Source organism: Pseudomonas sp. PvP025 (genome assembly GCF_017832155.1).
Lineage (GTDB): Bacteria > Pseudomonadota > Gammaproteobacteria > Pseudomonadales > Pseudomonadaceae > Aquipseudomonas.
This window is the reverse complement of the sequence record NZ_JAFIBJ010000001.1, coordinates 4,299,685-4,311,959: the sequence shown is the minus strand read 5'-3', so window position 1 is coordinate 4,311,959 and position 12,275 is coordinate 4,299,685. Positions and strand designations below refer to the sequence as shown.

Sequence of the window (12,275 nt, the reverse complement as noted above, 5' to 3'; positions counted from 1 at the left end):
TTCGCCGTTAGTCACGTCAAGCAAGATCCTCAGGCGTACGAGGACCTTGAGGTAGTTTTAGAGGTAGACTTGCACAGGTCTTTAAGTATTAATCAGCTAATTCAATAACTTATTAGATCGTTCGACTCCTGGTGCCGCACCACATTAGGCTCCATTGCATTCCACTGAATGCTCTGGAAGCCCCGAAAACCCGCCCTTTGGCGGGTTTTTTCGTTCCAGGACCCTCTGTCGGGATCCAACAAAATCCCCCTTCCCCGAGGGTATGTTAGGGGTACTGCGATTTCCCGGTCAGGAGCGCGTACCCCTATGCCACGTCTAGCGATCCCCCTCAGCGACCTGCAATGCGCACGGCCAAAACCCGCGAACGCGCCTACAAACTGTTCGACGGCGGCGGCATGTACCTTTTCGTCAAACCCAATGGCGTGAAGACCTGGCGCTTGAAGTACACCAAGCCCAGCGGCAAGGAAGGTACGCTCATCATCGGCAATTACCCCATCGTTACCCTTTCCGTCGCACGACGTAAGCGAGACGAAGCCAAGGCGTTGCTGCTCGACAACCTCGACCCAATGGAAGAAAAGAAGAAGGCCAAGATCGTAGCCCAGCGGGCGGCGCTGCTTTTCGAAACCGTTGCCCTGGAGTGGCACGCCGATATGTCCCGTCGCTGGACCGAAGGACACGCAAAAACCGTGACGAGCCGACTGCGTACTCACGTCTTCCCGCTGATCGGCCAACGCCCCATCGCTGAACTCGATACCCATGATCTGTTAGAGATCACCCAACGCATCAAGGAACGCGGCACCATGGATGTGGCGTTACGGGTACAGAACTACTTATCCACCATCATGCGCGGGGCCAAAAGGGCTCGGCAGATCACCATGAATCCTGCACTGGATCTGGCAGGCTCGATTCACGCGCTGCGCACAGTCCATCGCCCGGCCCTCTCCCTCAACCGCCTACCCGAACTGCTACACCGTATCGACAACTACAACGGCCGCGAGCTGACGCGCCTTGCCGTGCTGCTGACTCTCCATGTGTTCGTCCGCTCCAGCGAGTTGCGCTTCGCTCGATGGAGTGAGTTCGACCTCCAACGCGCCATGTGGGAAATCCCCGATACCCGCGCACCGATTGAAGGGGTACGCAACTCCACACGCGGGACCAAGATGAACGGCGATATTCAAATGGTTCCGCTATCGCCGCAGGTCATCGAAATACTGGAGCGCCTGCGCAGCCTCAGTCGCTTTTCAGAGTTGGTGCTACCGGGCGACCACAAGTACTGGAAGCCCATGTCCGAGAACACGGTGAACACCATGCTCCGCAACGTCGGCTATGACACCAGCAAGGACGTGTGCGGCCACGGCTTCAGGACCATGGCCTGTAGTGCTCTGCTGGAGTCCGGATTATGGACCGACGCAGCCATCGAAAGACAAATGAGCCACAAGGAACGCAACCGCGTGCGCGCCGCGTATATCCACAAAGCTGAATTTCTGGAGCAGCGCCGGCTGATCATGGCGTGGTGGAGCAACTACATTGATGCCAATCGCAGCGGCCATGTAACGCCTCACGAATTCGCTCACCCAGTCGGCAACAACATCACCGCCCTACAAAATAGCCGTGGCGCATCCAAACGCGGGTAAGCCAATGAGATCGCCGCAGTCCGCCCTTCCACGCGGGTCCATCCAAGCGGGGCTGCAAAGCCGCCCTGCTTGGATGGACCTCACTTAAAAAATCTAAAACCCACGCAACTGTCTGTGGAAAACCACTGATTTCCACCGGTGGATAATTTCATCCACAGCCGCAGAACTCCCGAAAATTCGAGCCTTGACCCGAATTATCCACAGGCGTAGAAAAGATCGGGCAAAGCGCTGTCTTTGACAGCAACCCAGGTAGCCAGAACCTTTAAGGCTACGCCAAAGTGCGATTAGCGTCCGGCGGCTCGCACGGTCACAGCGATGTGATGGATGCCTACTTTTTCTAGTGTGCCCACTGCGGCAACTCATACCCCTTCATATCTGCCCTGCAGCAACCTATCCGCTTGGCCATTTCATTGCGCCAACCTGCGCCCGTCTCTTTCTCCCGGAAAGAGACGGGCGCTCCTACCGCTGCTGCAGCCCATCTCGTACAAGGCTTTGCGGCATTCCCCCTCGTGACAATCGGCGTGACAAACACCGAAGTCACCAGCAACAGCGATGCAGATGATGGTGCCGCAGCCCACGGAATGGACTGCACCTGACTGACAGTCAGGCATGCCCCGGTCATCGCTTCACTGCCTTCACCCGACTCAGGATCTCTCGGCATTGGTCTCGTCAGCCAATGCAGCCTCCACCCGCCCACTACTTCGGAAGTGTTCAGGAGGCCAGATCATGAGATGCCCAAGCTCCCGGAATGCGATTCCCGGTCGGAAGGAGCCGCCAGTCCCGCGTTAGTGGACAACCCTCACAGGTCGCAGGGGCCTTGATCCCTGATAACACTCAACATTATTGGCGGGATGACGTGAGGAAGGTTTTAAAAGTTTTGGCTTCGAGAGGAGTTCGATCATGGAATTGGTCGGTAGACGGGATGGGCGCAATTTTGGCTATGGCCGGCAATTGAGCTATGCGGGGCCGCAAGCGCTGAAAGACCTATTTGGCGGCGGACATTTCGGCACGGTCAAGGCACACAGTGATCGGTGGCAGGCGTTTGTGCGCTGGTGTCGGTCGGAGGATGGACCAGGGTTTAACGATGCGCGGCAGATAGATCGCCAAACCTTGCTGGACTACACCGGACATCTGCGCCAACAAGTTGAACAAGGTGAGCTGGCTATCGCCACTGCGCAAAACCGGTTGTCCAGTGCGAATCGAACCATGGCTGCGCTTCGCGGTGATCAGTATGTGAAAGTGCCGAGCCCGAGTGAGGCGCTGGGAATGCGGCACACCACTGTTCGTCGTTCAGTGCCGCAAGGCCAAGACCGCGAACAGGTGAAGCGGATCGTCGACTTGCTCTGCGAACACCAAATGCCGCGCGCGGCGGCGATCGCTCAGTTGGCACGAGCCACCGGCATGCACTTAAGCGAGGCCATATTGGCAGACCTACCGCGTTTAAAACGTGAGGCCGAACACTACGACAAGATGAACATCCAGAATGGCACCAAAGGTGGCCGCTCAGGTGCGTCGGTCCCTTCGCTGGATCACGGTGAACGATCAAATCCGCGGCGCACTTGCATTCGCCCTTCAAGTCTCGCCTAACGGTAGCCGCAACCTGTTAGCTCCACACGAAAGCTACCGCGATTTCCAACAGGTGCTCGTTCGCCCCGCACGGGAGATTCTCCATACGCACAACCTCAAAGGCTTTCATGAACTACGGGCGGCCTTTGCATGCGAACGCTATGAGCAAATCACCCACCATCCCGCACCCATCAATGGTGGCCATCGCTATCAACTCGACCGGCGCCTGGATCAGGACGCCCGAGTACAAATCAGCTATGAGCTGGGGCACGGCCGTATCGTCGTGGTGGCCGCTTACATTGGTGGTCGAGTATGAGCAAGGTATTCGATATGAAACTATTCCTGTCAGGCGCCCTGACCGGATCGCACACCACGCGCCAACGCCACCTGCGTCAGGCGAAGGCCATCCAAGCAGCAATCACTGATCGCTGGCAACGGGACAATCCATGGACTTGGCAGAGAAAACACCTTGCGTGGTTTTTGAATCACCACCTAAACCAGCACACTGAATCGACGCATTATTACTATTTGCTGACCATGCAATTACTCACTCATCGCTTAGGAAAACCCTGGCAGTTCAACCGCTAAACGAAGGTCAGAAAACGGCCGATTCCGTTGAGAAAGTCGATCCACCCAAACCTCCCGAGTACCGATGGAAACGCCATTTTTGCACGCTGCTACGTGAAATATGAGCCTGAAAGCCTCTGCTCAAAATTAGGATTTTAATCTCAGACGCGTACTTTTTTGTCGTGAAAACCATAACGGACTTTTCAACAAAATCGGCAAAAAGCAGCCGGTCGAATGCATCTAGGAGAACAGAGGCAATTCAGGGTGCGGCATTTTACAAGAAACCGCTTTTAACGAGCAAAAGCAATTATTCCTCGCTCTACAGATTAGCTTCGTGATATCAATATGCCTTCGGCTCTTGGTGCCTCAGCTGACAGCCAAAAATGTAATGGATTCACCCGCGAGCTAGAGATAGGTATGAGGCAAGGATGCTTTATGACTTCCACATCGTTACCACTAGGCAATGGCTTCGACGATCCTACGAGTGCTCCTAACGCCTTACGGGAATCGAAAAAAACCGCATGCATTGCTAACAATTTGAAAATACTCAACGTAACCACCAGGGTGATGATTGGCGCTCTAAAGCGTCTCCGCCTAACAGAAAAACGACCCGCTACAATTTTCGCTATTTATCATATTGTAAATTCAGCGGCGCGCCATGCAAATACGCCGAAGCATACATACAAACTCGCTCCGAACTTAGCACCTCAAGCTTTCACAGCCGCAATAGCTAACTGTATAAATTCGCCATTGATAAAACCACAAGAAAAGCAGACATCAAGCTTAATGCACCAGAATATTGCAAAAGTACAAGTTCACTTCCAGCGCCCTAGACTGGAAACTTTATCCCGCCCCCTTCCTTCCAAATACAATACTCACGCCTCACTCAACAGTACATTTTCAACCTATTCAGATTCAAAGCGCCACACATAAAAACTCTATATACAAGGAGAAAACTCTTGATAAACAGAATGCCTTGGCTAGAAAAACTTAGAACAGCGCTAATAGTGAATCCAATTCAGCAGGATGCTCGCACCACTAATAATAAACCACTAGGAAAAGAAAGTAGCTGGATCTTCAACACTGCCATTGGTGGTGGTCAAGCAAATTTTGATCTGCCAATAGGCGACATTTCCTCAAGAGATAGAGTAATGCTGTACGCTCTATTTAACCAGAAAGCACATGTCGATGAGTTGATCCATGCTTTTACCAAATTTCTGACTAACACAAAACATTTTCAAGGTGCTACTGTCGTTGACATCGGATGTGGCCCCTTTACAGCAGGACTGGCGCTAGCAAACGTCGTAGGAAAAAGAAGCGACTATAGATACTATGGAGTTGACCTTTCTTCATCAATGTGCGCTTTAGCAACGGAGCTTTCAGACGCTGTTCGAGCAGAAAATCAATTCAGTGATCGCACTGAGATTAGCTTCTATCAAAACATAGCCTCAATTTCGTTCGGCCAACGCCGCGCCACTGAAACCACACTATTCGTACTATCTTATCTTTTAGCGAGCAAAAGCATAAATGTCAACACTCTAGTTGCTGAAATAGATAAAGCACGCAATGACATTGGGCTTGGCCCAACATTCCTACTTTATACAAACTCAGTAAAGGATGGCCCTCGCCAAGCGTACCCTCTATTTAAAAAACAACTGTTGTCTGTAGGCTTCGAAGTTGAGATAGAAGAAGAGGAACGCTTCATTGACACGGACAAGCCTCGCAATATCCACTACGCATTTTTTGTACGGCATGCACCGAAGACACTTCCAATTACTGAGTTTTCATAATGAAGCTACCAAGTTTTAACGATCTAATCCCTGAGCAGAGCGATATTCTTGACTGCCCTCCAGACAGCTCCATACTCGTAGTAGGCCCCCCAGGCTCTGGCAAAACCTCAATAGCTATTTGGCGAGCACGACTTTTGACAGGGCCAACTCTAAGACGTAGCGTCGTGCTTGTCACGCGAAATAGGCTACTTGCGTCTGCAGCAGAAAAACTGGGTCAAGAAAATGGCGGTGCAAGAATCACCTCGACCACAATGAACACCTTCATTTCACAAGATTATTTTTATAGATTTCGCCAACCGATTCCGCAATGGCAACCATTTGACTACAAATGGGGTCAGATCCTAAGCGAGTACGAAACCGCACACATCCAGCCAGATCTTGATCATCTAATTATTGACGAAGGACAGAACCTACCAGTTGAATTTATTATATGGGCCTCACGCTTCAAAGCAAGGGCTGTTTCTGTATTCGCCGATGAAAACCAATCCACATCAAATATCGGCTGCCGTGTGGCAGATCTCCATACCGCTGGCTTTACAGAAATATATCCTCTTACCGTGAATCATCGTAATACGCAGGAAATTGCTGAAGTAGTTTCTCACTTCCATGTAGATAGGACGCTTCCTCAAGCGACGCCCAAGAGAGGCCGTAGCTTCGAGATTCCTTACCTGATGAGCACGCCCGACTGGGAAACACTTGCCAATGCTATTACCGCGCGCTTAGAAAACCGAGCAGAAGCCATTGGCGTTATCGTTTATTACAAGCAAGATGTCGAAACGCTCGCAGGCCTGTTACGCAGCCGACTAGGAAATACTCGCGTCGATTTCTATACAAGCGACGCAAATGCCGGAGCAGAATCAGTTATTCAAATGCGGGATTACGGGGTCACGATCCTTTCCGGGGAGTCCGCAATCGGCCTAGAATTTGACACGCTATATTTGCAAGACCTATCACGCTCCCTGCCAACCAACAATCCACTTGACTCGAGGCGGCTATACATGCTAATGGCTCGAGCGCGCGATACCCTGATCTTAGTCAATGGGCCGAATAGGTTAACGCCGCACCAATTGACCTCGCTACCTCCTAAACATATTCTTAATCGATGAAAAAACGCATCGAAACCCAGCTGGACCTGTTGAGAGAGCCAACCCAGGATATGGATGGGCCTCAAGGTCATCCGAATCTAGTTTTAGAGCTGGATCATAGAAGCTGGTTGCAGTTCCTGAGTGATGAATGGCTATTTCCTGGGGAAACCGGGTGCATTCTGCTGGGAATCAGAAAACCCTGCGAAACGCATATCTCACCTAAACTCATGTCCGTAAATGTCTGGTTCGACCATACAAAACTTCCGGACTTGAGCGTCATCGTTTGGCGTAACGGTATCTGGGCAAGTACTTATTTCAGTAAACTAACGGATTTTGATGAGGCTGTGATTTGGAACGGCCCTCTCCCTCTTTTCGCCGTTGAGCGTTTCTCAGTTACCTCCAGTGATATAAGGGCGCACTTACTGGGCCAAGCCAACAGCTTTGATGACATCGACCCACCAGTTCAACCAATGGACATTGTAGCCGCCCAAAAAATTGATGTTCCCATGCCTTCAAAAAACATCTTTCCTTTTGGAGCGAAAAAATCCCCTAAACATTGGAACTCTCTCAGAGGTGCTGCTGCCATGGCACTTCATTGCGTGCCTACGATTGGTCCATGGCTGCAATTATTAAGTGAACTACTTACAAAAAAACAGGCAAGTTCTGCCGCTAGCTTTGTGAATGCACCTTGGTTACGATCAGCCCTATGCCCAAATGAAGCGCAATTGGCGGATCAAGACCCACCACTATGGAAAGCTATTGTTCATGAGTTTTCACACTTAGACATTCGAAATGAATGGAGACCAAGCCTACTATTGAACGCAATTTGCTCCCAGGCTCGCATCATGGGAGGAGATAATCAGCGCTTAGATAAGCTTATCGCTTCTACGGAAAGCCTACTAAAAGATAACGGTACAATTCGAGAGCTAGGCATAACGGATAACCCTTTGGAGCTTGCCCTTCAATTAGTACTACTTCGACCAAAGCCAGGACGCTATGTAAATTGGAAGAAAGATTGGCCATCTATTCCACCAGCGGCTTGGTGGACAGGCGCAATCTTAACTGGCTATCTCTGTGGTTTTCGCTCACTTCCAAGATATCTGCGTGGCTCCTTAGAAGCCCGTAGGCTTCTAGCTCTCCGCACCTGGCAACTCATGGATGAAAAATCCTCGAGTGAGTGGGCGGCGAAAAATAGAGCGATGGTTAACTGGTCGCTGCAGCATGACGCCATTTTGTTGGAAGCAGGCGAAATAATAATTTCCGAGTACAAACCAAGCAATAGAGGTCGCTGGTACGAGCTAGACCTGAGTAATGAGCTAAATATGAACAATGCAATTTCTGTTGCGAAATCATTTTGCCCTGAATTCATTAAGCAGATATTAGCTTTGCAGGTTGGAGTTTATAATCTAATTGGAACCGGACGCGCGGAACTAGACGAGTCAAAAACTCGACTTAGCATAAGTGGTACCGTCGAACTCTCTTTGGAGTCGCCTGTAAGCCTATCTCAGCGCCTTGATATTGAAGGGTTTCGTAATTGGATTGCGACATCAGCAATACAGACACGCCTTCCAAGACTCTCGCCGCTCGAAAACATCTACTCACAATCCATCACCAAATCGGTAATTGAAAAACCAATACAAATCAATACAGCCCCCCGCTTACCTCAACGACTTGATTCTTTACAACCAAAATCACCTTTTGGCTCTGCGCCACAAGGACTTCTTTTAATACCCGACTTCATAACGCCAAAACAAGAATCTTCACTTCTTGCCAAAATTGAATCGTCCCCCTGGGACACGACAATGAGTCGCCGAGTTCAGCATTATGGATGGCGCTATGATTACAAATCCAGGAAAGTTGACGCCAAAGCATATATTGGGCCTCTACCGAGTTGGGCCGCAAACCTGGGCAGGATGTTATTTGAGAGAGGGCTGGTAAAAGAGTTACCCGACCAAGTAATTGTGAATGAATACTCCGGAAATCAAGGTATAACGAAGCATATTGACTGCCTACCTTGTTTTAGAGGCGAAGTCGTAACAATTAGCTTACTAGAGAGCTGGGAAATGATTTTTAGTCGTAAGCTGGAACGTGATTTAGATGAAAAATATAAAATCATCTTAACCCGTAGAAGCGCAGCGGTTCTTTCAGGTGAGTCTCGAACCACCTGGTATCACGAAATCCCAAAGCACCTAAAAGAGGCGGGCATTATAAGACACCGCCGTATATCCATCACTTTTAGAAAGGTAGACACTCCTGCTTAAAGTGTAGAGAGCTCCTGCCATCACCTTTTAGGTAGTTACGCACGAGGGCGTGGCGAAGCCCTGGCCGTGCAGATACCAATTTTTGAAGTAAGCCATTCTCGTGGCGGGGATGTTTTTTATCCAAGTCATTATTGACAAACGTTGATTACAGCGCACAAATAACGATCAATTCCTGCATTGGAGAAAGTGCTTGCGAACCTCACAGGTCCGACTTAGGCTCGAAGGCGTATAGAAAATCCGGAGCGATTCAGCGCATTAAGTAAGCCTTGTAGTGAAGCTGTGTCGGCTTGATTATTGGGTGAACGCTCATGGTAACTGGGCGACTTGGATGCTCCAGCCTGCCTTTAGAATCTTTGTCTCTGCTCTATTAGCCATGGCCTCCGTTTGAACAAAGTAGAAGAGTTGGCCACTTTGCTGGGAAAGCTTCGCAAGCGTATTGCGCATGCGCGAATCGATAGAACCTTCAGGCTTGGCAGACGTAGTTATTTCAGCCGACACCACGATTACTTCATTCTGCATACCATGCAGATCAGGCTCGGTAGCATCACCAGTCTGACGAGGGTTCCAGTACCATTGTGTGTCTAAATCGCAGATACCCCATGAAAGGAGCCACTCAGCTGCACAAATGATTAAGTGTTCGTGCTGAATTTGGTTGAGGTCCTCGTACACTTCTGATCGAAGACGCTGCAGTATCCGAACAGCTTCGCTGGACGTGCCGAAAGTAATTTTTGCAATATCTTGGACACGCTCCAAACAACGTTGAGCATCATTTAATACCTTGGTTTTAGCTTCTTCTATGACGCCGAGAACCTGCATATTTTTACCACCCAAAAATTGGTTGAGGGACGAGCTTAAGGTCCAGTCCAGTACATCAAAACGACTGGCATGCTGAGGATCAGTATGCAGCACGCACACAGCGTCAGCTGTTCAGCGTCAAGGCTTCGGAGTAATAAAACACGTCAAGCTGAACACCATAGTGCTGCACCGTACGCTCGAACGAAGGTAGGAAATCGCGCTGAATCGTAAAGGCGTCAGCGGGCCTTGGCGGTACATTACACTCGCTTGAGGGGATCGATGCACTCATTAATACGCGTCGACTCACGCTGGAATGGGCGACGAAAATTGAGGTGCTAGGGCCTGTTTTTAAACTGTACAGTCTGACGCATCTGTAGATATTCGAATTCCCCAAGTTACGCCGACTAGATGGTATTGAGGCTTTAAGCGAGCTGGTCGAATTTAATCTGTCCGGGTACCTAGGGGGAGGTTCCTCACCTCTGAGGCTCACCTCAATCGAGCCTGTATCACATATTTCCAAACTCACTAAACTCTCTTTGGTGAATACGAAGCTTGAGAGAGATGACATCACCAGCCTCGCTCAATGCTCCCATCTTCGCCATTTGAGGTTGTCGAATCAGTTTCAACGAGCCCAGGCCGCATTTCTGGCGAGTCGCTTGAACGATCAGCTTGTCGAACCTTTGACTGCTTAGGTCAACACTCACCTGCGTTACGAGAAATGCAATGGCCTGAAGTCAATGTTCGTGGGGCGAAGAATGCCGTTCCTTTGCCGTACCTGTTATTCCCCTCGGTTTGAAAAACTTGCGCGTGAGTTCGAGCAGATGGTTATCGAGGCGTAACCGTTCAAGTTGTTCTTGATCGCCTTGAATGTCCGCTCCTGGCCGTTTGCGTGCCTGTCGCCACGGGCGGCTTTTGGCGGACTCCTGCCTATTCTCTACGGAGGGGATGATCGACAACGTTCGAACTCAGGAGGTTTACCATTCCCTATGCGGCTCTGAATTACTTGCAGATCGACAGCGTGCTGACATCTCAAAAATCCCGAGTTCGATTCCACCGAACGCCATAAATAGCTGATTTGTTTATAGTTACTAGTTGGGTACGCCAAATTTTCTACCGAATTCCAGACCCGCAGAAAACCTAGCCCCGTCGGCCACTACCGTTCGTCTGGTGCCGGCACCATATCTCGAAGCCCCGCAATGCGGGGCTTTGTGATTTCTGGGGTTTGGAAAACTCCGAAAATCCATACTGTACTTTTTGGGAAAACGTCCACACTCAAAAGATCACAGTCCGTATTTCCACAAGCTTCACTTCTTTTTGGTTGCCTCATCGGTCAGCTCATGGCCGATTTTCATCGCAGCCTCCAACAGATCTGCTGCCTCGCAGAAACTATCTGGATCTGTAGTCCCTTCGAAAAGTGATCCGCCGATGGTGACATCTAATCTCACGCTGTCAGCCAATTGATAGAAACGGACAATCTGTTTAGCTTCATTCGGCGACAATCCACCGAGCCGAGTCACGTTTGCCTGATACACCCGGTTGTAGTGCTCATGAATGTTGACGGAGTACTTTAAAAACCTGGGCTCAAAGATTTCTGTTACTGAGGCTCCGTCAGGTGGCGATAGATAAGCCTGGGCTTCTCTCAAACCTTCAAGATATCCACGGAGCTCTACCAGTTCAACTAACGCCATTACTTCCGCCATTAACGCCGCACGGACGCTCTCACGCTCTCTCGCCGCCTGACGATGCCAGATCCAAAACGGTCCGCCAGCAGCAGATACCGCCGTAATCAATGCAACAGAAACCGTGGTCCAATCAATTCCAACAGTCATGGCTTGCCCTTCTTCGTCAATTGAACTGCCGCTAAAAGATTCAGCAACACCACCTCCGCCAAATGCCCCGGACTAAAATGCGCATACTTCATCGTCATAGCCAACGATCCATGCCCCAGCACCCGCTGCAACGTCAGAATGTCGACCCCATTCATCATGTAATGGCTGGCAAACGTATGCCGTAGCACATGCGTCAACTGCCCTGCCGGCAGATCCAACTTCACCGCATCCACCGACGCCTCAAACTTCTTGTAGCAATCCCCGAAAGGCAGCGCCGCCTTGATCTGCTTTTGCAGATCCTCAGAAATCGGCACCGTACGATTCTTCGACGACTTGGTTCGCGCAAAATGGATACGCCCGCCCCGTACCTGGCGCCTCGTAAGCCCCTCAGCCTCAGACCACCGGGCGCCGCTCGCCAAACAAATCCTGGCAACAACACCCGTCGCAATATCCCTCCCATCCAAGTCGGCCAATAGCGGCCCGATCTGCTCCGCCTCAAGGTAGGCCATCTCCGTTTCATCAAACTTCAGAGCCCGCACCTTGCCGACGGGATTGTCCCCCTCCCACTCGCCCAAGCGTTCCAACTCGTTGAACAGCGCTCGTAGATAGGCCAGTTCATGATTCACGGTGTTTGCGCTGACTGGCTTGGCGTCCTCGCCCTTCTTGCGACCACTACCGATGGAGACTCCGCAGAACTTCCCAGCAAGACGTTCAGCCCGGTAGGTGGTGAAGTGGCTGGTCGTTAAAT

9 protein-coding genes and 1 pseudogene are annotated in these 12,275 nt (G+C 50.6%); 7 read left to right on the top strand and 3 right to left on the bottom strand.

Annotated features, from left to right (window positions below):
* The first annotated feature begins 341 nt into the window (after positions 1 to 341).
* The 7 genes and pseudogenes from JOE32_RS18800 to JOE32_RS18770 all read left to right on the top strand — a co-directional run bounded on the left by JOE32_RS18800 (position 342) and on the right by JOE32_RS18770 (position 8,903).
* Positions 342 to 1,634, top strand: a complete 1,293-nt coding sequence (locus tag JOE32_RS18800) for an integrase arm-type DNA-binding domain-containing protein (protein ID WP_209987380.1) — start codon at positions 342 to 344, stop codon at positions 1,632 to 1,634.
* A gap of 900 nt (positions 1,635 to 2,534) precedes the next feature.
* Positions 2,535 to 3,516, top strand: a pseudogene (locus JOE32_RS18795) (integrase domain-containing protein).
* Positions 3,513 to 3,788: a hypothetical protein gene (locus JOE32_RS18790; protein ID WP_209987375.1), complete on the top strand. Its 276-nt coding sequence runs from the start codon at positions 3,513 to 3,515 to the stop codon at positions 3,786 to 3,788. The pseudogene JOE32_RS18795 and the gene JOE32_RS18790 overlap by 4 nt, the downstream one beginning before the upstream one ends.
* Positions 3,789 to 4,202: 414 nt before the next feature.
* Positions 4,203 to 4,700 carry a hypothetical protein gene (locus JOE32_RS18785; protein WP_209987372.1) on the top strand — a complete coding sequence of 166 codons (498 nt, stop codon included), beginning with the start codon at positions 4,203 to 4,205 and terminating at the stop codon, positions 4,698 to 4,700.
* 26 nt (positions 4,701 to 4,726) lie between these two features.
* Positions 4,727 to 5,557 (top strand): small ribosomal subunit Rsm22 family protein, encoded by an 831-nt coding sequence (locus JOE32_RS18780; protein WP_209987370.1) that lies wholly within the window; start codon positions 4,727 to 4,729, stop codon positions 5,555 to 5,557.
* A gap of 164 nt (positions 5,558 to 5,721) precedes the next feature.
* A complete protein-coding gene (locus JOE32_RS18775) occupies positions 5,722 to 6,663 on the top strand; it encodes a hypothetical protein (protein ID WP_209987367.1) in 942 nt (313 codons plus the stop codon).
* The gene (locus JOE32_RS18770; RefSeq protein WP_209987364.1) at positions 6,660 to 8,903 is read left to right on the top strand and encodes an alpha-ketoglutarate-dependent dioxygenase AlkB; all 2,244 of its coding nucleotides are present in this window, start codon (positions 6,660 to 6,662) and stop codon (positions 8,901 to 8,903) included. Before JOE32_RS18775 ends, JOE32_RS18770 begins: the two co-directional genes overlap by 4 nt.
* Before the next feature lie 306 nt (positions 8,904 to 9,209).
* On the opposite strand, the gene JOE32_RS18765 is transcribed toward JOE32_RS18770, so the two are convergent.
* The 3 genes from JOE32_RS18765 to JOE32_RS18755 form a co-directional block, all read right to left on the bottom strand.
* Entirely contained in the window at positions 9,210 to 9,812 is a 603-nt protein-coding gene (locus JOE32_RS18765) for a hypothetical protein (protein ID WP_209987361.1), read from the bottom strand.
* A 1,190-nt stretch (positions 9,813 to 11,002) separates the two neighbouring features.
* A complete protein-coding gene (locus tag JOE32_RS18760; protein ID WP_209987358.1) occupies positions 11,003 to 11,527 on the bottom strand; it encodes a hypothetical protein in 525 nt (174 codons plus the stop codon).
* Positions 11,524 to 12,153, bottom strand: coding sequence for a tyrosine-type recombinase/integrase (locus JOE32_RS18755; protein ID WP_307497353.1), 630 nt, complete (start codon positions 12,151 to 12,153; stop codon positions 11,524 to 11,526). The genes JOE32_RS18760 and JOE32_RS18755 overlap by 4 nt, the downstream gene beginning before the upstream one ends.
* Positions 12,154 to 12,275 lie beyond the last annotated feature (122 nt).

Coding starts and splice junctions, on each gene's coding strand:
- JOE32_RS18800 (WP_209987380.1), top strand. CDS start 342: ATGCGCACGGCCAAAACCCGCGAACGCGCCTACAAACTGTTCGACGGC.
- JOE32_RS18790 (WP_209987375.1), top strand. CDS start 3,513: ATGAGCAAGGTATTCGATATGAAACTATTCCTGTCAGGCGCCCTGACC.
- JOE32_RS18785 (WP_209987372.1), top strand. CDS start 4,203: ATGACTTCCACATCGTTACCACTAGGCAATGGCTTCGACGATCCTACG.
- JOE32_RS18770 (WP_209987364.1), top strand. CDS start 6,660: ATGAAAAAACGCATCGAAACCCAGCTGGACCTGTTGAGAGAGCCAACC.
- JOE32_RS18760 (WP_209987358.1), bottom strand. CDS start 11,527: ATGACTGTTGGAATTGATTGGACCACGGTTTCTGTTGCATTGATTACG.